The following is a 22,203-nucleotide window of genomic DNA, read 5'->3' as shown; positions in this document are numbered from 1 at the left end:
TGTTACGCGTTTTCCGGTTTATGCGCAGATGGCGATCCAATTGACGAAATCAAGAGTCGGGTTACCTCAGCCGTAAGAAATTTGGCAACAGCCCCGCAAAAGCGCTTGACTTCAGTGATTATTCCACCAACAATGCAGTTATTGACAGGTACTTATGTACTTGTTGATAAGAAGTGAGCAGGCTGAGGAGGGGGCAAGAAGCTTCTTGCTTTTATGGCTCGTGTGATTAGTTAAAATTTGAAAGTTCTTTTATGGCAACTGGTACTGTTAAGTGGTTCAATGATTCCAAAGGCTTTGGCTTCATCACTCCTGATGACGGCGGCGAAGATCTGTTCGCGCACTTCTCCGCAATCAATATGAACGGTTTTAAGACCCTCAAAGAAGGTCAAAAAGTCCAATTCGAAGTCACGCAAGGCCCGAAAGGCAAGCAAGCTTCCAACATCCAGGGCATGTAATCTTTCCCCTCCCGGAAGCAAGAAACCCCGCTCAGCGGGGTTTTTTTTCGTCCTTCTTCCGCGCCAGGGCGGCCTAGCGGCCGCGCCCCGGCCCTCCCTCAACCCATCTGCTCGATCATCACCTCGCCGAAGCCCGAGCACGAGACCTGGGTCGCCCCTTCCATCAGGCGCGCAAAATCGTAGGTGACTTTCTTCGAGGTGATGGCCTTTTCCATCGCGCGGATGATCAGGTCGGCCGCCTCGGTCCAGCCCATGTGGCGCAGCATCATCTCAGCCGACAGGATCAGCGAACCGGGGTTCACGTAGTCCTTGCCGGCATACTTCGGCGCGGTGCCATGGGTCGCTTCGAACATGGCGACCGAGTCCGACATGTTGGCGCCCGGCGCGATGCCGATGCCGCCGACCTGGGCCGCCAGCGCGTCCGAGATGTAGTCGCCGTTCAGGTTCAGGGTGGCGATCACGCTGTACTCGGCCGGGCGCAGCAGGATCTGCTGCAGGAAGGCGTCGGCGATCGAATCCTTGATCGTGATCTCGCGCCCGGTCCTCGGATTCCTGAATTTGCACCATGGGCCGCCATCGATCAGCTCGGCGCCGAACTCCTTCTGTGCCAGCGCATAGCCCCAGTCGCGGAAACCGCCTTCGGTGTACTTCATGATGTTGCCCTTGTGGACCAGGGTCACCGAAGGCTTGTCGTTGTCGATCGCGTACTGGATCGCCTTGCGCACCAGGCGCTCGGTGCCTTCGCGCGAGACCGGCTTTAGCCCTAAGCCCGAGGTCTCCGGGAAGCGGATCTTCCTGACACCCATCTCTTCGGTCAGGAATTTGATGACCTTCTTCACGCCGTCGGAGCCCTCGGCCCATTCGATGCCGGCATAGATGTCTTCGGAATTCTCGCGGAAGATCACCATGTCGGTCTTCTCCGGCTGCTTCAGCGGGGATGGCACGCCGGCGAAGTAGCGCACCGGTCGCAGGCAGACATACAGGTCGAGCTCCTGGCGCAGCGCCACGTTGAGCGAACGGATGCCGCCGCCCACCGGGGTGGTCAGCGGGCCCTTGATCGAGACCACGTAGTCCTTCAGGACCTCCAGGGTTTCCGCCGGCAGCCAGACATCGGGGCCATACACGCCCGTCGATTTTTCGCCGGCATAGATTTCCATCCAGCTGATCTTGCGGTTGCCGCCGTAGGCCCTGGCTACGGCCGCATCGACGACCTTGCGCATGACCGGAGTGATATCGGCGCCGGTGCCGTCACCCTCGATGTAGGGAATGACCGGATGGTCCGGCACGCTGAGCGTCAGGTCGGCATTGACGGTGATTTTCTGGCCGTCGGCCGGGACCTTGATATGTTGGTACATCGTGTTCTCCCATAGGGTCGCGTGATGTCGCGAGGCAGGCCGCGGCGCGGCGTTCCGGCCTGAATCGGCCATGGCCGCCCTGCATTTCATCTAGAATGTGGAATACGGCCGCAAGTCTTGTAGAAGACATCTGGCTGGCATCTTGCATTATGCACCAGTATTTTCCGGGGCGCTACGCGGCACCCCTCCTGAGCCCATTCGTCATCCATGTCCCTGATTCTCTTCAACAAACCCTTCCAGGTCCTGTGCCAGTTCTCGGCCCAGGATGGCCGCGCCACGCTGGCCGACTACCTGGACATCCCCAACATCTATCCCGCCGGCCGGCTCGATGCGGACAGCGAAGGCCTGATGCTGCTCACCGACGACGGCAAGCTGCAGCACCGGATCGCGCATCCGGACCACAAGGAAGCCAAGACCTACCTGGTGCAGGTCGATGGCGTGGCGGACGGCGCCACGCTGGCCCGGCTGCAGGCGCCGCTCGACCTGGGCGACTTCGTCACCAAGCCATGCAAGGCGGTGCGCATCGCCGAGCCGGCATGGCTGTGGCCGCGCAACCCGCCGATCCGTGCCCGGCAGGACAAGCCGACCAGCTGGATCGCGGTCACGCTGGAGGAAGGAAAGAACCGGCAGGTGCGGCGGATGACGGCGGCGGTGGGCTTGCCGACCTTGCGCCTGGTGCGCTCGAGCATCGGGCCGTTCTCGCTCGCGACCCATCCCCTGATGCCGGGCGAATTCACCGAAGTCCGGTATGGGTAGGGTGGGCGGGTTTCCCGCCCACGCGTTCGACGACATCGTGACATAGCCACGGCCATGTTCTGGCCGGGTGCCCGGACGCGGGGGCGGCGCCGCCGCCCACCCTACGAAAGCCACAAAAAACGCCGGCGTGAAGCCGGCGTTCCTGTGTAAAGCGAGCAGTCAATTACGCCCCGAACGACTCCAGCGCCGCGTTGAAGGTCGCGCTCGGACGCATCACGGCCTTCACCTTGGCGTCATCCGCCTTGTAGTAGCCGCCGATGTCGACCGGCTTGCCCTGCACTTCCAGCATCTCGGCAACGATCTTCTGCTCGTTCTGCGCCAGCTGCTCCGCCAGCGGCGCGAACTTGGCTGCCAGGCCGGCATCCTCGGTCTGCGCGGCCAGCTCCTGCGCCCAGTACATCGACAGGTAGAACTGGCTGCCGCGGTTGTCGAGCTCGCCGGTCTTCGGCGACGGCGACTTGCGGTTGTCCAGCAGGCGGCCGGTGGCGGTGTCCAGGGTCTTGGCCAGCACCTTGGCCTGGCTGTTGCCGGTCTTGATGCCCAGGTCTTCCAGCGACACGGCCAGCGCCAGGAACTCGCCCAGCGAATCCCAGCGCAGGTGGTTCTCTTCGGTCAGCTGCTGCACGTGCTTCGGCGCCGAGCCGCCCGCGCCGGTCTCGTACATGCCGCCGCCGGCCATCAGCGGAACGATCGACAGCATCTTGGCGCTGGTGCCCAGTTCCAGGATCGGGAACAGGTCGGTCAGGTAGTCGCGCAGGATATTGCCGGTCACCGAGATGGTGTCCAGGCCGCGCGAGACGCGCTCCAGGGTGAAGCGCATGGCACGCACCTGCGACATGATCTGGATGTCCAGGCCGCTCGTGTCGTGGTCCTTCAGGTAGGTCTTGACCTTCTTGATCAGTTCATTTTCGTGCGGACGGTACGGGTCGAGCCAGAACACGGCCGGCATGCCCGAGTTGCGCGCGCGGGTGACCGCCAGCTTGACCCAGTCGCGGATCGGGGCGTCCTTCACCTGGCACATGCGCCAGATGTCGCCCTTCTCGACGTTTTGCGACATCAGCACTTCGCCGGTGGCGAGGTCGACGATGTTGGCCACGCCGTCTTCCTGGATCTCGAAGGTCTTGTCATGCGAGCCGTATTCCTCGGCCTGCTGCGCCATCAGGCCCACGTTCGGGACGGTGCCCATGGTGCGCGGATCAAAAGCGCCGTGCCATTTGCAGAAGTTGATCACTTCCTGGTAGATACGCGCAAAAGTAGATTCCGGGATCACCGCCTTGACTTCCTTCAGGCGGCCGTCGGCGCCGTACATCTTGCCGCCAGCGCGGATCATCGCAGGCATCGAGGCGTCGACGATCACGTCGTTCGGCGAGTGGAAGTTGGTGATGCCCTTGGCCGAATCGACCATGGCCAGCGCCGGACGGTGCTCCTGGCAGGCATGCAGGTCGCGTTCGATTTCTTCGCGCTGCGAGGCCGGCAGGTCGGCGATCTTGTTGTACAGGTCGGCCATGCCGTTGTTGACGTTGATGCCGAGGCTGTCGAACAGGGCGCCGTGCTTTTCAAACGCTTCCTTGTAGAACATGCGCACGCAGTGGCCGAACACGATTGGGTGCGAGACCTTCATCATGGTCGCTTTCACATGCAGCGAGAACAGCACGCCGGTATTCTTGGCGTCTTCGATCTGCTTCTCGTAGAAGTCCAGCAGGGCCTTGCGGCTCATGAACATCGAATCGATGATCTCGCCGGCCTGCAGCGCGACCTTCGGCTTCAGCACGATGGTCTGGCCACTCTTGGTGACCAGTTCCATCTTGACGTCGCGGGCGCAATCCAGGGTCATCGACTTTTCGCCGTGGTAGAAGTCGCCGTGGGTCATGTGCGACACGTGGGTGCGCGATGCCTGCGACCACTCACCCATCGAGTGCGGGTTCTTGCGTGCGTATTCCTTGACGGCTTTCGGTGCGCGGCGGTCGGAGTTACCTTCGCGCAGGACCGGATTCACCGACGAGCCGATGCACTTGCCATACTTCGCCTTGACGGCCTTCTCTTCGTCGGTCTTCGGGTCGGCCGGGTAGTCCGGCAGGTCATAGCCTTTGGCCTGCAGTTCCTTGATGGCCGCGGTCAGCTGGCCCACCGAGGCCGAGATGTTCGGCAGCTTGATGATGTTCGCGTCCGGTTCCAGGGTCTTCTTGCCCAGCTCGCTCAAGGCGTCCGGCACGCGCTGTTCCGGCGTGAGGCGCTCGGGGAATTGCGCCAGGATGCGGGCGGCGACCGAGATGTCGCTCTGCTCGACCTTGATGCCGGCAGGCTTGGTGAAGGTGCTGACGACAGGCAGGAAGGCGTGGGTCGCCAGCAGCGGCGCCTCGTCGGTCAGGGTGTAGATGATGGTCGGATCACTGCTCATTCGCTTTTTCCTCGATGATCGCGCACTGCGCGATGGCTGAAAACGGTGGTAACGGTCTGGCTCGGGTCTTGTGCCGAAGGCCTCGCTTTGCGAAGTCTTCTATAAGACATAAGACGGGCGTTTCACATTATGCACCAGTATTTTACTGTGCGCCACGGTTTTAGGATACCGGGGCCCGCCGCGGCGACCGCGCGCGCATCAGGAACGACAAACGACAAAACCCGCCAGGACCGAAGTCGGGCGGGTCTTGCTCTGCACAGAACTGCCTGCTGCGGCTAGCCAGCCGCACGCACCTCGCTCATTAAGCGGACAGTGCTTTCAGGGCAGCAGCCAGGCGGCTCTTGTGGCGCGCTGCTTTGTTCTTGTGGATGATCTTCTTGTCAGCGATGCTGTCGATGGTCGACACGGACTGCTGGAAGATGGTGGTTGCAGCGGCCTTGTCGCCAGCCTGGATGGCCTTGCGAACTGCCTTGATTGCGGTACGCAGGGTCGAACGCTGGGCCGAGTTGTGTGCGTTTTGCTTAACTGCTTGACGAGCGCGTTTGCGCGCTTGTGCGGTATTTGCCATGAAATTTCCTAAATCGGGGTCAAGTTGCGTTTGCAAACATTAGCGAGTGAAACCGGCGCTCCTCATTTGTGTACGACGGGTGCCTGCCCAACGATTCGTGTCTGCTAACAGAATTCAGTACAGCCCACGATTATAGCGAACGAAAGCATTTAGAGCAATTCATAATTCAAACATTGTCGCCCCTGGGCACGCGTGGCCGCCCTTTTCGAACTGTTGCCCACGTATAATCCCCGCCCATGAACCTGCTCCGTACCCTCGCTGCCATCTCCAGCATGACCATGGTGTCGCGCATCACCGGCCTGCTGCGCGAAAGCCTGTTTGCCGCCGCCTTCGGCGCCTCGTATTTCACCGACGCCTTCAACATCGCCTTCCGCCTGCCCAACCTGCTGCGCCGCCTGTTCGCCGAAGGTGCCTTTTCGCAGGCCTTCGTGCCCATCCTCACCGAATACAAGGGCAAGCATGGGCAGGAAGCGACCAAGACCCTGGTCGACCATGTGGCGACGGTCCTGATCTGGGCCACCCTACTGACCAGCCTGGCCGGCATCCTGGCGGCCCCGGTGCTGATCTACCTGATCGGCGGCGGCCTGCAGAGCGAACCGGCGGCCTTCGACGCCGCCGTCTTCATGACCCGCCTGATGTTCCCCTACATCGCCTGCATGGCCTTCGTGGCCTTGGCCAGCGGCATCCTGAATACCTGGCGCCAGTTCAAGATTCCGGCCTTCACGCCGGTGCTGCTGAACCTGTCGTTCATCTTCGCCGCCGTGGTGATGGCGGACTACTTCGAGCAGCCGATCTATGCGATGGCCGTCGGCGTCTGCATTGGCGGCCTGCTGCAGGTGGCGATCCAGGTCCCGCCCCTGCTCAAGCTGGGCATGCTGCCGCGCCTGTCGCTCAATCCCCTGACCGGCCTGCGCGACGCCGGCGTGCACCGCATGCTAGGCAAGATGGGACCGGCCGTGTTCGCGGTGGCGGCGGCCCAGATCAGCCTCCTGATCAACACCACCATCGCCGGCTGGCAGGGGCCCGGCGCGGTCTCCGCCCTGCAGTATGCGGACCGCCTGATGGAATTGCCTACCGCCCTGCTCGGCGTGGCGCTCGGCACCATCCTGCTGCCCGGCCTGGCCAAGGCGAACACCGATGGCGACACCCAGGAATACGCATCCCTGCTGGACTGGGGCCTGCGCCTGACCTTCCTGCTGGCGATTCCGGCCGCCGTTGGCATGGCGACCCTGGCCGAACCGATGATCACCACCCTGTTCCACTATGGCGCGTTCGACGACGCCGACGTGCGCAAGGCCTCGCTGCCGCTGATGGCCTATGCCGCCGGCCTGCTCGGCTTCATCCTGGTCAAGACCCTGGCCCCGGCCTTCTTCGCGCGCCAGGAAGTGCGCACGCCGGTCAAGATCGCGGTGGGAGTACTGGTCGCGACCCAGCTGATGAACATCGGCTTCGTGCCGCTGCTGGGCGTGGCCGGGCTGGCGCTGTCGATCGGCGTCGGCGCCTGCATCAATGCGGCCTTGCTGTACACGGGACTGCGCCGGCGCCGGATCTACGTGCCGCAGCCGGGCTGGGGCCAGTTCCTGGCCAGGCTGCTGGTGGCGGCAGGCGTACTGGGCGCCGTATGCTGGTTTGGCCAGGCGCAGTTCGACTGGATCGCCATGCGCGCCACGCCGCTGCTGCGCGCCGGCGCACTGGCCGGCATCATCGCGGCGGCCGGCGCCGCCTACTTCGCCGTGCTGCTGGCGCTGGGCTTCCGGCCACGCGACTTCAGGCGCCGCGCCAAGTAAGGCGCGGCCTTACCTTGCCTTGCCTCGCCCTAGCGCGGGGCGGGCGAGGACGCGCCGAGCTGGCAGCTGCCGCTGACGCACACGGCGCCCGGATCGGGCAGGTGGCGGCAGATCGACATCATCCCACCATCGGCCAGCCTGGCCTTGACCTCGGCCCTGTGCTGGCCGGCCAGGGCCAGCAGGGCCTTCTCGTCGGTGCGCGCCTGCGAATAGGGCAGGTAGGCCTGGGGCCCGCCGCAGGCCTGGGCGCCGACCGCCACGGTGCGGCACTGGCTGGATTCGGTACAGGAGGCCGTGCCGATCAGGGCGCGCATGCGCGCCAGCGCGTCGCCGCCGTCCGCGCCCGGGGCCGTGGCCGGTGCCGTGGCCGGGTTCGCCACCGGTGCCTTGAAACCGCTGTCGCGGGCCTGGAGGGTGCAGGCGGTGCAGCCCAGCATGAGGATGAGGATGAGTGTGCGCATGCCTTCATCTTCCCTCCCCTGCCAGGAAGCGGTCAAGCGAATCCGGGCATGCGCCGCCGGCGCAAGAAAAACTGCCGCATGATTTCTCATGCGGCAGCCCTGTCGCCTGCGCCGGATCGCCTGGTGCTTCAGGTGCGCTGGTAGATGTCCTCGAAGCGCACGATGTCGTCTTCGCCCAGGTAGCTGCCCGACTGCACCTCGATGAGGTGCAGCGGCAGCCTGCCCGGGTTTTCCAGGCGGTGGGTGACGCCGATCGGGATGTAGGTGGACTCGTTTTCCGACAGCAGGCAGACCTTCTCGCCGCAGGTCACGCGCGCCGTGCCCGACACCACCACCCAGTGCTCGGCGCGGTGGTGGTGCATCTGCAGCGACAGCTTCTCGCCCGGCTTGACCGTGATGCGCTTGACCTGGAAGCGGTCGCCCGCATCGATGCCCTCGTAGTGGCCCCAGGGGCGGTACACGCGGGTATGGTGCAGGTGCTCGGTGCGCGCCTTCGACTTCAGGTGGTCGACCACCTGCTTGACGCGCTGGACCTGGTCCTTGTGGGTGACCAGCACCGCGTCCTGGGTTTCCACGACCACCAGGTTGTCCACGCCCACCACGGCCACGATGCGCGACTCCGCGCGCACCAGCGAATTGGTGACGCCGTCGAGGTAGACGTCGCCGCGCTGGGCATTGCCGTTGGCGTCCTTGGGCTGCACTTCCCACAGCGCCGACCAGGAACCGACGTCGTTCCAGCCGATGTCGGCCGGGACCACGGCGGCATCGACGGTCTTTTCCATCACCGCGTAGTCGATCGAGTCGGACGGGCTGTCGGCGAAGGCCTTTTCTTCCAGGCGGCAGAAGTCGAGGTCGCGGTAGCCGGTGCTGACCGCCTTCTCGGCCGCCGCGGCGATGGCCGGGGCATGCTTTTCCAGTTCCGCCAGGTAGCGCTCCGCATGGAACATGAACATGCCGCTGTTCCAGTAATAGCCGCCTTCATCCAGGAAGCCTTGCGCGGTGGCCGCATCCGGCTTTTCGACGAAGCGCGCCACGCGGTAGCAGTCGCCGCAGTTGGCGACGGCCTCGCCGCGGCGGATGTAGCCGTAGCCGGTTTCCGGGCTCTGCGGGACGATGCCGAAGGTGGCCAGCGCGCCCTGCCCCACCAGGGTCACGGCGCGTTGCACCGCGTCGCGGAAGGCGGCGCCGTTCTCGATCACGTGGTCGGCCGGCAGCACCAGCATGATGGCTTCCGGATCGATCGCCTTCAGGTAGTGGGCCGCCGCCGCCACCGCCGGCGCGGTGTTGCGGCCGACCGGTTCGAGCAGGATGCCGAGCGGCGTGATGCCGGCCTCGCGCAGCTGCTCGGCCACCATGAAGCGGTGGTCGTTGCCGCACACGACCAGCGGCGCCATCACTCCCGGCCAGCCCGCCACCCGCAGCGCAGTTTCCTGCAGCATGGTCCTGTCGGCTACCAGCGGCAGCAGCTGCTTGGGCAGCACGGCGCGCGAAAGCGGCCACAGGCGGGTACCGGCACCGCCGGAGAGGATGACTGGGTAAATGTTCATGCGCTAACTTTCTCGTTGATCGTCTCGATTGCGGTATCGGTGTCGCCGTCCTTGCGCCGCGAGCGGCGGCGGTCGCGGGCATTGAGCCACTCTTCCGAGGAATACTCGGAGGCGTGCTTCATCTCGCCCTGGCGGTCGACACTATAGTCCTTGAAAACTATCATTTCGTGCAATGTTACATCATGCAACACGCGTGTGTACTCGAACAACACGCTGCGCACGATCTCCGCGCCTTCGCAGATATGGCTGCCGTGGCCGATCCAGGTCGGGCCCACGATGCGCGCGCCGGCCTCGATCTTGACGTTGGAACCGATGTAGACCGGGCCTTCGATGCTGGTGCCTTCCCAGTCGATGCTGGTGTTCAGGCCGGTCCAGACGCCCGGCTCGATCTGGATGCCAGGCACGTCCATGTGGTTGACTTCGCCGGTCAGCACGGTCTGCAGCACTTCCCAGTAGTCGCTCATGGTGCCGATGTCGAGCCAGTTGAACGGACGGCCCTGGGCATAGAACGGCAGGCCGCGCTCGGCCAGCAGGGGGAACAGTTCGGAACCGATGTCGAACGGCACGCCCGAGGGAATCAGGTCGATGACTTCCGGCTCGAAGATGTAGATGCCGGTCGAGATGAAATTCGACTTGGCTTCCTGTTCGCTCGGCTTTTCCTGGAACTCGGTGATGCGTCCTTCGGCGTCGGTGACCACCACGCCATAGGATGAGACCTTGTCCCACGGGACTTCCTTGGTGATCACGGTGGCCATCGCGCCCTTGCGGCGGTGCTCGAGCAGCGCCGCCTTGAGGTCGAGGTCGATCAGCGCGTCGCCGCACAGGACGATGGTGGTGTCGTCGAAGAAGCCGCCGAATTCCTGGATCTTCTTCATGCCACCGGCCGAGCCGATCGGTTCCGGGACGACTTCGCCGTCGTCCTTGATGTAGCCCTCGAACGAGTAGCCGATCTGGACCCCGAACTGCTCGCCTTCGCCGAAGTATTCCTCGATCTTTTCGTGCAGCCAGCTGACGTTGACCATGATTTCGGTCACGCCGTGCTTCTTGAGGTGCTCGACCAGGTAGGCCATCACGGGCTTGCCCAGCAGGGGGATCATGGGTTTGGGCAGGTCATAGGTCAGCGGGCGTACACGCGTGCCCTTGCCTGCAGCGAGAATCATGGCTTTCATCAGACCGTCCTTTAGATAAATTGTTTATTTCGCCGTGGTTTGATAGCGCCATACATCGGCGCACATCTGCGCGACATCACGCCCGGCAGTCCAGCCCAGTTCCTCGCGCGCCTTGGCCGGATCCGCATAGCACTGGGCGACGTCGCCCGGGCGGCGCGCGACGATCTGGTAGGGAATCGGGCGGCCGCAGGCCTGCTCGAAGGCGCGCACCATTTCCAGCACGCTGTTGCCGCGGCCAGTGCCGAGGTTGTAGGTGACGATGCCCGGCTCCCTGGCCAGGCGATCGAGGGTCTTGACGTGGCCGATCGCCAGGTCGACCACGTGGATGTAGTCGCGCAGGCCGGTGCCGTCCGGGGTCGGGTAGTCGCCGCCGAACACGGACAGCTTGTCGCGCTGGCCGTTGGCGACTTGCGCGATATACGGCACCAGGTTGTTCGGGATGCCGTTCGGCTCTTCGCCGATCAGGCCGCTCTCATGGGCGCCGACCGGGTTGAAGTAGCGCAGCAGCGCGATGCGCCAGTCGGGCTCGGCCTTGGCCAGGTCGCGCAGGATGTCCTCGATCATCAGCTTGCTGCGGCCGTAGGGGTTGGTGGCCGACAGCGGGAAGTCTTCGCGGATCGGCACCGAGGCCGGGTCGCCGTACACCGTGGCCGAGGACGAGAACACGATGGTCTTCACCCCGGACTTGGCCATGGTCTCGAACAGGATCACGCTGCCGTTGACGTTGTTGTCGTAGTAGCGCAGCGGCTGCGCCACCGATTCGCCGACCGCCTTCAGGCCGGCGAAGTGGATCACGGCGTCGACCTTGTGGGCGCCGAAGATGCGTTCCATGGCGGCGCGGTCGCGGATGTCGGCTTCCTCGAAGACGAAGGCCTTGCCGGTGATGCGCTGCACCCGTTCCTGCACCCGCGCGTCCGCGTTGGACAGGTTGTCCACCACGACCACCTCATGGCCGGCGTGCTGCAGTTCGACGACGGTATGCGAGCCGATGTAGCCCATGCCGCCAGTAACCAGGATCTTCATGTCGTTTGCTCTCTTCTGATATGCAAAATGTATTAATTGAGTGGCATTCATTGCTGCCGCGTATCATTGCCTTGACCGCGGCGCGGCGACATGCCATGCCGCTGCCCGGACCGTCCCCCAGGACGGCCCGCAGGCGGCAGCGCGAGCTCGTGTGTGTTATTGCAGGCGGCTTCTATGGCCGTCCTATCCCTGTCCGGCCCGCCTGCCGGTGGCGGTACCGGTGCCGCCGTCGGCAGCATGCCTTCCTGCACGGGTTGCGGGCCGGTCCGGGCCTGGCAAGCCTGCCATGCGGCCCGCAGCGCGCGGGCGGCGGCTTCAGGCGGCCAGGCTTTCCGGCGCGGCCACGCCCAGTTCGCGCGCCAGCACGGCGACGATGCGCTCGGCGGCGCGGCCGTCCCACAGGTGCGGGCGGCGGCCCTGCTTGCCCTGCCCGGCCAGGATCTTGCGCGCTTCGCGCAGGATGGCTTCCGGATCGGTACCGGCCAGCACGTTCGAACCCTCGTCCACCGTCACCGGACGCTCGGTATTCTCGCGGATCGTCACGCAGGGCACGCCCAGCGCCGTGGTTTCTTCCTGCAGGCCGCCGCTGTCGGTCAGCACCACGGCCGCGTCCTTCCACAGGTTGAGAAAGGCCATGTAGGCCTGCGGGCCGGCCAGCGTGACGTTCGGCCCCAGGTCGATGCCGAACTTCTCGATGTTGGCGCGGGTGCGCGGATGCACCGGGAAGATCAGCGGCAGCTCTTGCGCGATCTCCTTCAGCGCGCCGGCGATGCGGGCAAAAGTGGCCGGCTCGTCCACGTTGCTGGGCCGGTGCAGCGTGACCACGCCGTAGCGGCCGCCCGCCTGCGCCGCCTTGAAGGCGCCCGTTTCGAAACTTGACGTATCGGTGCGCGACAGCTTGTCGGCCTGGTACAGCACGTTGTCCACCATCACATGGCCGACGTAGTGCACGGCGGCGTCCGGCTTGCCCTCGCGGCGCAGGTGTTCCAGCGCCGCCGGTTCGGTGACGAAGAACCAGTCCGAGATGCTGTCGGTGACGAGGCGGTTGATTTCTTCCGGCATGGCCATGTCGCCGCTGCGCAGCCCGGCCTCGACGTGGGCGACCGGGATCGCCAGCTTCTTGGCCACCACCGAGCAGGCCAGGGTGGAATTCACGTCGCCCACCACCAGCACCGCATCCGGGCGCTCGGCAACACACAGCTCCTCGAAACCGACCATGATCTTGGCGGTCTGCTGGGCGTGGCTGCCGCCGCCGGCGGCCATGAACACGTCCGGTTGCGGAATGCCCAGTTCTTCGAAGAACACATCGTTCATCTCGCGGTCGTAGTGCTGGCCGGTATGGATGATCTTGTACGACAGGGCATCCTGGGCCTGCAGGGCGCGCACGATGGGGGCGATCTTCATGAAATTCGGACGCGCACCGGCAACGAGGTAAATCAGCATTTGGACATTTCCCTTTAATAATAAAAGCTTTATTGCTTATTAATAACTTTTTGCTAATGCAGGAACGTTATTGTAAACCTGCATTCGACCGGAACGGCGGACGATACGGTCGTGATCCTGAGCACGTCGCACGGACGCTTCGATTCATAGGTACGCGAGCACCAGCCGAGTGGCGGGTTCTCGGCCCCGCGCACCAGTTCCAGCTGCAGGTCGGCGCCCGAGGCCTGCAGTTGCAGCACGAAGCGCTTGCCGCGCGCCGACAGGCCGTGGCTGGTGAGGCGCACGTCGAGTTCGGGCGCGAAGTGCCAGAACAGCTCCACCTTGTGCGGCTTGCGCGCCGATACCTCGTCGCGCACGCTGAGCGTATTGCTGGCGCTGTCGAAGCGCACGCTGCGCATGTGGCGCACCGGGTCGGCCAGGCGGGCATAGCCGTCGTGCGAGCCGCGGAAGTCGAAGTCGCCCGGGCTGCTCGGCATGCGCTCGATGTGCGCCTGCGCCTTGCGCAGCCACATGAAGCGCCCGCCGCTGGTGGACTGGTCGAGGCCGTCGATGCGCACGGTGTTGTGGGCCGAGGTGCCGCGGAAATAGTCACGCCACTTCTGCTCCTGCCAGTAGGAATAGGTGCCCGGATCGATGAGGCATTCCTCGCCCGCCACCGACAGGGTCAGGGCCAGCGCGTCGGCATGGCCATGGGCGGCGGTGCCGAGATAGCCCAGTGGGCCGCAGTCGAGCAGGCCCTTGATTTCGGTATGCTCGCCGAAGTGGCTGCCGAACAGCAGGTAGCCGCCGTCCGGGAAGGCCCAGCCGCTGTCGACTTCGTGCGGATCGCAGTCGGGGCGCGCCCCCGGCAGCGCATGCAGCAGCCAGCGCACGCCGGGATGGCTGTCGGCGGCCGCGCCGAAGACGGTGTCGCCCAGCGCCAGCAGCTGGGCGGCACGCTCGCCGCCGCCGGCGTCCAGGCGGAACACGCGGCCGTCATCGGCATCGCCCACCGCCGGCAGGTGGCCGCCAACGTCGCGCACCGAGCGCAGGAAGCGCAGCGCGCGCTGCAGCGACGCCCAGTAGGGACGCGGGAAAGGCTGGCCGCAGGCCTGGCCCATCAGGCCGGCCACGAACAGGAATTCGCTCGAGAAGATGTGATAGGCAAAGGCCTGCTCGCGGTTGACGCCGTCGCGCGAGAACTGCAGCACGGCCTCGTGCTCGAGCTCGCGGCGCGCCGTCGCCGTCCACTCGGCCGACTCCTTCCAGCAGGGCCAGGTGCTGGCGCCCACGTAGAGGCCGGCCAGTTCGCCGATCAGGTGGTTGTTGGCCGAGGAGTGGCGCGACAGGTTGCGCGCGATGCCGCGGCAGTGGGCGTGGATGCTGCTCAGCCAGTCGCTGCGCAGCCGCTGTCCGGACTCGCCCTCGAACAGCGGGCTGTTCTCGCCGCCGGCCAGCTGCCACACCAGGCTCCAGTTGATCAGGCGGATGCCCAGTTCCAGCGGGCTGGTCCAGTTGGGTCCGGTCAGCGGCGGGCACTGCTCGAGCCAGCTGCGCAGCTGCTGCTCGAGCGCATGCAGCCAGCGCAGCTCGCCGCTCACGGCCCAGGCCTGGGCCAGGCGCACCAGGTGCAGGTGGCGGTTCAGTTCCCACACATGCTTGATGTCGCCGACCTGCTCGCGGTCGCCGATGGCGATGTCGCCGGCGTACAGCGGCGGGGCGGTGACGCCGGTGTCGGGATCGCGGTTCCAGGCGGTGGGCACGCCGACGTCGAAGCGGCGCTCGGCGAACAGGACCACGTGGCCGGCGCAGATACGCTCGGCGTCGAGCAGCAGCGCTTCGCGTTCGGCCGGATCGAGCGCGGGGGCGCCGTGCACGGCCAGGGTACGCGCGCGCGGCAGCGGAGCCGGGGCGGTACGGCCCGCCATGCGGCGACCCATGCGGGTCGCGGCGGCCTGGCGCACGCGGTAGCCCATTTCCGCCACCGACATGCAGCGCAGCCGGTTCACCAGCAAGCCTATCCTCACTGTTGCGTTCATCTCTCTCCCCCGCTTTGCGATTGATTGTGATTGTTCCGCGCCGCCGGCGCCAGCCCGATGGACGACTGCGATCCCCGGTGCATGCAGCCGGCCACTCAGCGCATACCGCCTCGCCCAGCCTGCCAGTTTGCAAAATGGAAATTGTTTTGATAGTACAACAGTGAAACCGCGGCGAAGCGCACGATTCGATGCCCTGCGGACCGATGTGTTGCATCCTGGCCGCGGCCAGCGCGGACCGTTTGTGTACTTTTCTACAACAATTCGGCCGAGAATAGCATAGCTCTGGTGTTTTGTTGGCTATGCCGGGAGCGAAATGTGCGCTACCAGAAGGACCAGCTGCCGGTGGCCAGCACCCAGGCCCCGAGCAGGCCGTTGGTCAAGGCGTGGGCGACGACCGGTCCCCACAGGTTACGCTGGCGCATGTACAGCAGGCCGTAGGCGGCCCCGGCCACGATGCCGGCCAGCCACAGGTGGTGTTCGAAGCCGAACAGCAGGACCGAGACGAGGAAACCCTTCAGGCCCACGCGCGCCGGCGCCAGGGCTTCGAAGTCCGGCGAATCGACCCAGCGCATGAGGAAGGAGCGCCAGAACAGTTCTTCCATCACGGGCACCACCAGGACCGCGCCGGCGATGCGCAGGCCGGCCAGCAGCGGGTCGATTCCGCCGTTGCCGCGCGGGTCGTAGCCGGGACTGTTTCCCAGCGTCATCCAGGGTGCGTCGAGGTGAATCCACAGCGCGAACACCAGCGCGCCGGTCGCCAGCGCCGCCAGCAACTGGGCCGGGCCGGGCAGCGGCATCCGCAGCTCGTGGTAGCGGCGCCAGTTGATCGCCAGCAGCAGCGCCACCGTGGCGGCCTGCGCCGGATACAGCCAGCGCAGGCCGGCGCGCGCGAAGCCGGCGCGCTCGAGCATGTCGCCGAGGACAAGGAAAGCCAGGTAGGCGCCGAAGGGAAGGATGCGGGCCCACGCGGCGCGGCTGAACAGCGGGGCGTCGGCCGCCTGGGCGGGCGTGCTGGCGGCCAGGCCGCGGGAGTCGTCGTGTTCGCTCATGCGGTGCCGGCCCCTGCCCGGTTCATTCGCCGCGCGCGCGGGCTTCGATCCGCTCCCAGCGCTCGAGGGCATCGAGCAGCAGCGCGTCGATCTCGGCGTGGCGCGCGCTCAGGCGGCGCGCTTCGCCCGGGCTCTGCTTGTAGAAATCCGCCGAGTTCAGCTGGGCCGTGATGGCCGACTGCTCATCCTCGAGGGTGGCGATCAGCTGGGGCAGCTCTTCCAGCTCGCGCTGTTCCTTGTAGCTGAGCTTGACCTTCTTGCCCGCGCCCTGCGGGTTCGCGGCCGGCTCGCTGGCGGCCTGGACTTTCTGCGCCGCCTGCGCCTGTTTCGGCGCGCCGGCAGACTCCTGCGCGCGCGCGCGCTCCCAGTCGGTATAGCCGCCCACGTATTCGCGCCACAAGCCATTACCTTCAGCCACGATCACCTGGGTCACGACATTGTCGAGGAAGGTGCGGTCGTGGCTGACCAGGAACACGGTGCCCGTGTATTCCTCGAGCAGTTCCTCGAGCAGTTCCAGGGTCTCGATGTCGAGGTCGTTGGTCGGTTCGTCCAGCACCAGGCAGTTGGCCGGCTTGGCGAACAGGCGCGCCAGCAGCAGGCGGTTGCGCTCGCCGCCGGAGAGCGACTTCACGGGCGAGCGCGCGCGTTCCGGCGCGAACAGGAAGTCGTTCAGGTAGGTCATCACGTGCTTCTTCTGGCCATTGATCTCGACCCAGTCGCTGCCCGGCGAGATGGTGTCGGCCAGGCTCGCCTCTTCGTTGAGCTGGGCGCGCATCTGGTCGAAATAGGCGACATTCAGGCGCGTGCCGAGCTTCACGGAGCCGCTGTCGGCCGTCTCGTCGCCCAGGATGATCTTGAGCAGGGTGGTCTTGCCGGCGCCGTTCGGACCGATCAGGCCGACCTTGTCGCCGCGCAGGATGGTGCCGGTGAAATTGCGCACGATGACTTTCTCGCCGTAGGACTTGGAGATGTTGTCCAGGTCGGCGACGATCTTGCCGGAACGCTCGCCGGCGGCGACGTCCAGCCGCACCGTGCCCTGCTGTTCGCGGCGCGCGGCGCGCTGCAGGCGCAGCGCTTCCAGGCGGCGCACGCGGCCTTCGTCGCGGGTACGGCGCGCCTGCACGCCCTTGCGGATCCAGACTTCTTCCTGGGCCAGGAACTTGTCGAACTTGGCGTTCTCGACCTCTTCGTTGGCGAGCAGCTCGCGCTTGCGTTCCTGGTAGGTGGAAAAATTACCCGGGAAGGAAAGCAGGCGTCCGCGGTCGAGCTCGATGATGCGGGTGGCGACATTGTCCAGGAAGCTACGGTCGTGGGTGATGAACAGCACCGAGCCGCGGAATTCGCGCAGCAGGCCTTCCAGCCACTTGATCGAGCTGAAGTCGAGGTGGTTGGTCGGCTCGTCCAGCAGCAGCACGTCCGGACCGGACACCAGGGCCACGGCCAGCGCCACGCGCTTCTGCATCCCGCCCGAGAGCGTGCCCATCTTCGCATCGCGCACCAGGCCCAGGCGGTCGAGGGTGGTGTCGACCTTGTGCGCCAGGTTCCAGCCGTCGATCGCATCGAGCTTGAGCTGCAGCTCGTGCATGCGCTCCATCAGCGCCTCGTCGTTGTCGCCACCGAACTGCCCGGTGAGGGATTCGTACTCGGCCAGCATGGCCTGCTGTTCGCCCATGCCGGCGGCGACGGCGTCGAACACGCTCATGTCCGGATCGAAGACCGGCTCCTGCTCGACATAGGCGATGGTGACGCCCTGCTGCATGACGAGCAGGCCGTCGTCGAGGCGCGAGCGGCCCGAGATGATCTTCAGCAGCGAAGACTTGCCGGTGCCGTTGCGCCCGATCAGGCCCACGCGTTCGCCGGCCTCCAGGGAAAAGTCAGCATGGTCGAGCAGCGCGACGTGGCCGAAGGCCAGTTGCGCGGAAGAGAGGGAAATGACAGCCATGATCCGTGAACCCGCCTGCCGCCGGTCGATGGCGCAAGCGCAAAATGTTGAAAGAAGCGCCCATTGTACCGGGTGGCGGGCATGGGCCGGAATTCCGGCGCTCGGGATGCAAGCCGTCCTGCGCGCCGTGGCGCCGGTGACAAGCTGGAAGCGGAAAAGCGTGCCCGGACGGGCGGGAAGATGGTGTCGCCAGCAGGAATCGAACCTGCATCTAAGTCTTAGGAGGACCTTGTACTATCCATTGTACTATGGCGACACGCGTGCCTGCCCCGGATACGGCGTGGTGCAGCCCCTTATTGTACCAGCCAGCTTGCCAAACCCAAACAGTGGCACATTCGCCACTCCCGTTTCAAATCTGACGAAATCTCTTTACTTGTCGCTTGGATATTCTTATCCTTGCAACTTGCATTATATAAAAGCAATTTTTATTTCATTCAAACAAATATTCGTCATGAAGACCTCCCGTTCCCTGCTGTGCTCCCTCCTGCTGAGCGTCCCGATGCTCGCCTCCGCGACGCCGGTAGCCAGCAGCGTCGTCGTCGACCGCCTGATCGGCCAGGTCAAGCTCGGCAATTCCGGCAATGCGACCGAACTGGCGGAACTGAAGCGGCTCACGGGCGACGACACCCTGGTCCTGAGCAGCAAGATCAATGTGAACAGCAGTAATACGGCCCAGGCAGTGGACGGCCTGGCCTCGGCCTGGTTCCTGACCGACCTCGCCGGACCGGGCTACTTCGCCCTGAAGTTTGGCACCGGCAACTCGAGCTCGGCCAACATCTTCTATTTCGAGAACCTGGGCGACCTTACCCAGCTGATGTGGACCAACAGCCAGGTGAACAAGCTGACCGGCGACTGCGGCAAAGGTAACTGTAATATCGGACGCCTGAGCCACTACATCACCGCTCCGGCCAAGGCCAAGCCACCGGTCGTGGATAACCCCGGTGGCGGCACGGGTGGTGGCAGCGGCACCGGCGGCGGCACGGGCACCGGGACCGGTGGTGGCAGCGGCACTGGCACCGGCGGCGGCGCCGGTACGGGTACGGGCCAGGATCCGCTGGTGCCGGACCCGGGGCAGACCGGTGGCAACGGCGGCAGCCACGAGCAGCCGCCGCAGGGCGGCCAGGACGGCCAGGACGGCGCCGCCGAAGTGCCGGAACCGGGCAGCCTGGCGCTGCTGGGCTTGGGCTTGCTGGCCGTGGCCGGCGTGCGCCGCCGCCGCTCGTCCGGCGCGCAGCGCGCCTGACCGACGGACCGGGCGCCGGGACTACGGGGCCGCCGGCCCCTCCTCCACCCGCAGTGTTTCCTTCATCGAGGCCAGCAGCGCAATCAGGCTGGCCTTGTCCTCGGCCGGGAAACCGGCCAGCATCTCGTCGATCCAGCGCTCGTGCACCGCGGCCATCGCGGCAAAAGCGCTGCGCCCGGCCGGCGTCAGGCGCACCGCCCAGGCGCGGCGGTCGTGCGGATCGGGCACCCTCACCACCAGTTGCTCGCGCTCGAGCTGGTCGGTGATGCCGGTGACGTTGCCGCCGGTGACCATCATGCGCTTCGACAGTTCCCCCATCCGCAAGCCATCCGGATGCCGTTCCAGCTGGGCCATCAGGTCGAAGCGCGGCAAGGTGATGCCGAACTGCGCGCGCAGGCGGGTGCGGATCTCGTTCTCGATACGCACCGTGCACGACAGCATGCGCAGCCACAGCTTGAGCGACTGGTGGTGATCGCGGGTCAGCCGGCTCGCCAGGTCGAGTTCGCCGCCCTGCTCCCCATCTTCGCGTTTGGACATGTTTTCCTCAGACCGCATCGCTGCGGAGTTTAAAGCGTTGCAGTTTACCGGTCTCGGTGCGCGGCAGCTGCTCGCGAAAGCGCACCACACGCGGATACTTGTACGGCGCGATCCGCGCCTTGACGAATTCCTGCAGCGCCAGCGCGGTCTCGGCGCCCGCCGCCACGCCCGGCTTGAGCACGACATGCGCCTCGACCACCTGGCCGCGCTCCTCGTCGGCCCGGCCCACCACCCCGCATTCGGCCACCGCCGGATGGTGCAGCAGCACTTCCTCGACCTCGGCGCCGGCGATGTTGTAGCCGGCCGAGATGATCATGTCGTCCAGCCGCGAGCAGTAGTGGAAATAGCCGTCTTCGTCCATCTGGTAGGCGTCGCCCGTGATGTTCCAGCCCTCGTGCACGTAGTTGCGCTGGCGCGGATCGTCCAGGTAGCGGCAGCCGGTCGGGCCCTTCACCGCCAGCCGCCCGACCTGGCCCGGACCGAGCCGGCGCCCGTCCTCGTCGAGGATGCAGGCCTGGTAGCCGGGGACCGGCTTGCCGGTCGCGCCGGGGCGTACCGCGCTGCCGGCGGCGGAGATGAAGATGTGCAGCATCTCGGTGGCGCCGATCCCGTCGATCATCTCGAGCCCGGTGGCCGCCTTCCAGGCGGCGCGGGTGGCCACCGGCAAGGCTTCGCCGGCCGACACGCTACGGCTCAGGCTGCTCAAGTCGAAGCGGTCCGCCAGCTGCGCCATCTGGCGGTAGAAGGTGGGCGCGGTGAAGCAGATGGTGGCGCGCTGCTGCTGGATCGCCGCCAGCAGGGTTTCCGGGCTGAGCTTCTCGGCCAGCACGGCGCAGGCGCCGACCCGCAGCGGGAACAGCAGCAGGCCGCCCAGGCCGAACGTGAAGGCCAGCGGCGGCGTGCCGATGAAGATATCGTCGGCCTGTGATGCCAGCGTGTGGCGCGGGAAGCAGTCGCAGATCGCCAGCAGGTCGCGGTGGAAGTGCATGGTGCCCTTCGGCACGCCGGTGGTGCCGGAGGTGAAGCTGATCAGGCAGATGTCGTCGGCCGCGGTGTCGTGCGCGGGATAAGGGCTGTCGTGGGCCGCCATCCGCGCTTCCAGCGATTCCGGCGTAGCGTCTGGCGCGTCGAACAGCAGCAGCGGCAGGCCGCCGGGTTCCATCGCGTCGACCTCGGCGCGCAGGCTGGCGGCGCACAGCACGGCGCCGACCCGGGCCCGGCTGGCGATGGTGCCCAGCTCGCGTGCACGCAGCAGCGGCATGGTCGGCACGGCGATGCAGCCGGCCTTGATCACGGCCAGGATGCAGGCCGCCATCATCGGACAGTTGGCGCCGCGCACCAGTACCCGGCTGCCGCTGGCCAGGCCCAGGTCCTGGCGCAGCACGTGGGCGATGCGGTCGACCCGCGCGCGCAGCGCGGCATAGCTGAGGCGCTCGCGGGTGCCGACCAGGGCGGTGCGCCCATCCCAGCCGCGCGCGCTGGCGCCGTCGAGCAACTCGGCGGCGCTGTTCAGCCGGGCCGGATACTGCAGCTCGGGCAGGTCGAAGCGCAGTTCCGGCCATTCGTCGGGCGGCGGCAGGCTGGCGCGGGCAAAGCCGTCGGTGTAGCCGGACGGCGCGAGTGCTGCGGAAATATCGTTCATGGTCGGTCCCTGTTGGAATTCCAGCAACGCAGCAAAGATGCGCTGTACTTTAAATCTAAAGTAATGTGCCGGCAAGGCCGGCGAGGCCGACCTTGCCGCCTCAGTCGGGAACCCGGGCTTGCTGGCGGCGCACGGCGCCCAGGGCCTGGGCCAGCGCCGCCTGGGTGTGCGGGGAGGCTGGCGCGGCGTCGGCCACGGCGGCGGCCGCCGCGCGCAGGCGCGCCGCGCTGTCCGCCAGCCCGAGGGTGGCGCAGCCTTCGGCCAGCTGCAGCAGGCGATCGCGCGAGGGAGGGATGGCGGCCCCGGTCTCCTCGAGCTGGCGCTGCAGGCCGCCGAGGTAGGCCTGCAGGCGCTCGCGGCCGATGCCGAGGCGGCGCAGCACGGCCGCCGGCTCTTCGTCCGGATGCACCAGGCGCGTGAGCTGGGCCCTGACCTGGCCGGCGGCGAAGGGTTTCACGATGTAGCCGTCGGCGCCCTGGCGCCCGGCTTCGGCCAGGGTGTCGGCATCGGCGGCGGCCGACACCAGCACGAAGGGCAGCGCGGCCAGCGCGGGCGCGGCGCGCACCCGCGCCAGCAGGCCGAGGCCATCCAGCCGCGGCATGCGCAGGTCGCAGAACACGATGCCGGGACGCAGGCCGGCTTCCAGCTGGCGCCAGCCATCCTCGCCATCGTCCGCTTCGACGATGTCGTATGCGCCGCAACTGTCGACCAGATGCATCAGCATCATGCGCGCCACCACGTCGTCGTCCACCACCAGCACCTTCATCTCGCCGCGCGTCCTTTTCCTTGCGTTCGGAAGCCCATTATAGG

General features: G+C 66.1%; 18 protein-coding genes and 1 tRNA gene. 4 read left to right on the top strand and 15 right to left on the bottom strand.

Annotated elements, in window-relative coordinates; translation table 11 throughout:
- The first annotated feature begins 251 nt into the window (after positions 1 to 251).
- Positions 252 to 455, top strand: coding sequence for a cold-shock protein (locus tag LCI23_RS10885; RefSeq protein ID WP_020653506.1), 204 nt, complete (start codon positions 252 to 254; stop codon positions 453 to 455).
- Between the two features lie 98 nt (positions 456 to 553).
- On the opposite strand, the gene icd is transcribed toward LCI23_RS10885, so the two are convergent.
- Positions 554 to 1,810 (bottom strand): NADP-dependent isocitrate dehydrogenase, encoded by a 1,257-nt coding sequence (gene icd / locus LCI23_RS10880; RefSeq protein WP_224946475.1) that lies wholly within the window; start codon positions 1,808 to 1,810, stop codon positions 554 to 556.
- Positions 1,811 to 2,017: 207 nt separating this feature from the next.
- On the opposite strand from icd, the gene LCI23_RS10875 reads away from it, so the two are divergent.
- Positions 2,018 to 2,566: a pseudouridine synthase gene (locus LCI23_RS10875; protein ID WP_224946474.1), complete on the top strand. Its 549-nt coding sequence runs from the start codon at positions 2,018 to 2,020 to the stop codon at positions 2,564 to 2,566.
- A gap of 163 nt (positions 2,567 to 2,729) precedes the next feature.
- Here the strand turns inward: LCI23_RS10875 and LCI23_RS10870 are convergent, their stop codons facing one another.
- Together LCI23_RS10870 and rpsT are read right to left on the bottom strand one after the other, a co-directional pair.
- A complete protein-coding gene (locus LCI23_RS10870) occupies positions 2,730 to 4,964 on the bottom strand; it encodes an NADP-dependent isocitrate dehydrogenase (RefSeq protein ID WP_224946473.1) in 2,235 nt (744 codons plus the stop codon).
- A 301-nt stretch (positions 4,965 to 5,265) separates the two neighbouring features.
- On the bottom strand, positions 5,266 to 5,532 hold the full coding sequence (rpsT, locus tag LCI23_RS10865; RefSeq protein WP_036216299.1) for a 30S ribosomal protein S20: 267 nt from the start codon (positions 5,530 to 5,532) through the stop codon (positions 5,266 to 5,268).
- Positions 5,533 to 5,768: 236 nt separating this feature from the next.
- Between rpsT and murJ the strand changes: the two genes are divergently transcribed.
- Entirely contained in the window at positions 5,769 to 7,319 is a 1,551-nt protein-coding gene (gene murJ, locus LCI23_RS10860) for a murein biosynthesis integral membrane protein MurJ (protein WP_224946472.1), read from the top strand.
- A gap of 29 nt (positions 7,320 to 7,348) precedes the next feature.
- Here the strand turns inward: murJ and LCI23_RS10855 are convergent, their stop codons facing one another.
- The 9 genes from LCI23_RS10855 to LCI23_RS10815 form a co-directional block, all read right to left on the bottom strand.
- Positions 7,349 to 7,780, bottom strand: coding sequence for a hypothetical protein (locus LCI23_RS10855; RefSeq protein ID WP_224946471.1), 432 nt, complete (start codon positions 7,778 to 7,780; stop codon positions 7,349 to 7,351).
- Positions 7,781 to 7,908: 128 nt separating this feature from the next.
- Complete coding sequence (locus LCI23_RS10850; protein WP_224946470.1) at positions 7,909 to 9,327, bottom strand: mannose-1-phosphate guanylyltransferase/mannose-6-phosphate isomerase; 1,419 nt, start codon at positions 9,325 to 9,327, stop codon at positions 7,909 to 7,911.
- Entirely contained in the window at positions 9,324 to 10,496 is a 1,173-nt protein-coding gene (locus tag LCI23_RS10845) for a sugar phosphate nucleotidyltransferase (RefSeq protein ID WP_224946469.1), read from the bottom strand. The genes LCI23_RS10850 and LCI23_RS10845 overlap by 4 nt, the downstream gene beginning before the upstream one ends.
- A gap of 24 nt (positions 10,497 to 10,520) precedes the next feature.
- Positions 10,521 to 11,519 carry a UDP-glucose 4-epimerase GalE gene (gene galE, locus LCI23_RS10840; protein ID WP_224946468.1) on the bottom strand — a complete coding sequence of 333 codons (999 nt, stop codon included), beginning with the start codon at positions 11,517 to 11,519 and terminating at the stop codon, positions 10,521 to 10,523.
- Between the two features lie 315 nt (positions 11,520 to 11,834).
- Positions 11,835 to 12,962, bottom strand: coding sequence for a non-hydrolyzing UDP-N-acetylglucosamine 2-epimerase (gene wecB, locus LCI23_RS10835; protein ID WP_224946467.1), 1,128 nt, complete (start codon positions 12,960 to 12,962; stop codon positions 11,835 to 11,837).
- A gap of 53 nt (positions 12,963 to 13,015) precedes the next feature.
- Entirely contained in the window at positions 13,016 to 14,980 is a 1,965-nt protein-coding gene (locus LCI23_RS10830) for an alginate lyase family protein (RefSeq protein ID WP_224946466.1), read from the bottom strand.
- A gap of 320 nt (positions 14,981 to 15,300) precedes the next feature.
- Positions 15,301 to 16,029: a CAAX prenyl protease-related protein gene (locus tag LCI23_RS10825; RefSeq protein WP_224946465.1), complete on the bottom strand. Its 729-nt coding sequence runs from the start codon at positions 16,027 to 16,029 to the stop codon at positions 15,301 to 15,303.
- A gap of 22 nt (positions 16,030 to 16,051) precedes the next feature.
- Positions 16,052 to 17,971: an ATP-binding cassette domain-containing protein gene (locus tag LCI23_RS10820; RefSeq protein ID WP_224946464.1), complete on the bottom strand. Its 1,920-nt coding sequence runs from the start codon at positions 17,969 to 17,971 to the stop codon at positions 16,052 to 16,054.
- A gap of 181 nt (positions 17,972 to 18,152) precedes the next feature.
- Positions 18,153 to 18,227, bottom strand: a tRNA-Arg gene (locus tag LCI23_RS10815).
- Positions 18,228 to 18,422: 195 nt separating this feature from the next.
- Between LCI23_RS10815 and LCI23_RS10810 the strand changes: the two genes are divergently transcribed.
- Complete coding sequence (locus LCI23_RS10810; RefSeq protein WP_224946463.1) at positions 18,423 to 19,214, top strand: PEP-CTERM sorting domain-containing protein; 792 nt, start codon at positions 18,423 to 18,425, stop codon at positions 19,212 to 19,214.
- Between the two features lie 21 nt (positions 19,215 to 19,235).
- On the opposite strand, the gene LCI23_RS10805 is transcribed toward LCI23_RS10810, so the two are convergent.
- From LCI23_RS10805 to LCI23_RS10795, 3 genes are all read right to left on the bottom strand, one after another.
- Positions 19,236 to 19,751, bottom strand: a complete 516-nt coding sequence (locus LCI23_RS10805) for a MarR family winged helix-turn-helix transcriptional regulator (protein ID WP_224946462.1) — start codon at positions 19,749 to 19,751, stop codon at positions 19,236 to 19,238.
- Between the two features lie 7 nt (positions 19,752 to 19,758).
- On the bottom strand, positions 19,759 to 21,393 hold the full coding sequence (locus LCI23_RS10800; RefSeq protein ID WP_224946461.1) for an AMP-binding protein: 1,635 nt from the start codon (positions 21,391 to 21,393) through the stop codon (positions 19,759 to 19,761).
- 100 nt (positions 21,394 to 21,493) lie between these two features.
- The gene (locus LCI23_RS10795; RefSeq protein WP_224946460.1) at positions 21,494 to 22,159 is read right to left on the bottom strand and encodes a response regulator; all 666 of its coding nucleotides are present in this window, start codon (positions 22,157 to 22,159) and stop codon (positions 21,494 to 21,496) included.
- Between the last annotated feature and the right edge of the window lie 44 nt (positions 22,160 to 22,203).

Source organism: Massilia sp. MS-15 (assembly GCF_020176695.1).
Lineage (GTDB): Bacteria > Pseudomonadota > Gammaproteobacteria > Burkholderiales > Burkholderiaceae_D > Telluria > Telluria hydrophila.
Note: the sequence above shows the minus strand (reverse complement) of the source record. Positions and strands in the feature narration are given on the sequence as shown.

Coding starts and splice junctions, on each gene's coding strand:
- LCI23_RS10885 (WP_020653506.1), top strand. CDS start 252: ATGGCAACTGGTACTGTTAAGTGGTTCAATGATTCCAAAGGCTTTGGC.
- icd (WP_224946475.1), bottom strand. CDS start 1,810: ATGTACCAACATATCAAGGTCCCGGCCGACGGCCAGAAAATCACCGTC.
- LCI23_RS10875 (WP_224946474.1), top strand. CDS start 2,018: ATGTCCCTGATTCTCTTCAACAAACCCTTCCAGGTCCTGTGCCAGTTC.
- LCI23_RS10870 (WP_224946473.1), bottom strand. CDS start 4,964: ATGAGCAGTGATCCGACCATCATCTACACCCTGACCGACGAGGCGCCG.
- rpsT (WP_036216299.1), bottom strand. CDS start 5,532: ATGGCAAATACCGCACAAGCGCGCAAACGCGCTCGTCAAGCAGTTAAG.
- murJ (WP_224946472.1), top strand. CDS start 5,769: ATGAACCTGCTCCGTACCCTCGCTGCCATCTCCAGCATGACCATGGTG.
- LCI23_RS10855 (WP_224946471.1), bottom strand. CDS start 7,780: ATGCGCACACTCATCCTCATCCTCATGCTGGGCTGCACCGCCTGCACC.
- LCI23_RS10850 (WP_224946470.1), bottom strand. CDS start 9,327: ATGAACATTTACCCAGTCATCCTCTCCGGCGGTGCCGGTACCCGCCTG.
- LCI23_RS10845 (WP_224946469.1), bottom strand. CDS start 10,496: ATGAAAGCCATGATTCTCGCTGCAGGCAAGGGCACGCGTGTACGCCCG.
- galE (WP_224946468.1), bottom strand. CDS start 11,519: ATGAAGATCCTGGTTACTGGCGGCATGGGCTACATCGGCTCGCATACC.
- wecB (WP_224946467.1), bottom strand. CDS start 12,962: ATGCTGATTTACCTCGTTGCCGGTGCGCGTCCGAATTTCATGAAGATC.
- LCI23_RS10830 (WP_224946466.1), bottom strand. CDS start 14,980: ATGAACGCAACAGTGAGGATAGGCTTGCTGGTGAACCGGCTGCGCTGC.
- LCI23_RS10825 (WP_224946465.1), bottom strand. CDS start 16,029: ATGAGCGAACACGACGACTCCCGCGGCCTGGCCGCCAGCACGCCCGCC.
- LCI23_RS10820 (WP_224946464.1), bottom strand. CDS start 17,971: ATGGCTGTCATTTCCCTCTCTTCCGCGCAACTGGCCTTCGGCCACGTC.
- LCI23_RS10810 (WP_224946463.1), top strand. CDS start 18,423: ATGAAGACCTCCCGTTCCCTGCTGTGCTCCCTCCTGCTGAGCGTCCCG.
- LCI23_RS10805 (WP_224946462.1), bottom strand. CDS start 19,751: ATGTCCAAACGCGAAGATGGGGAGCAGGGCGGCGAACTCGACCTGGCG.
- LCI23_RS10800 (WP_224946461.1), bottom strand. CDS start 21,393: ATGAACGATATTTCCGCAGCACTCGCGCCGTCCGGCTACACCGACGGC.
- LCI23_RS10795 (WP_224946460.1), bottom strand. CDS start 22,159: ATGAAGGTGCTGGTGGTGGACGACGACGTGGTGGCGCGCATGATGCTG.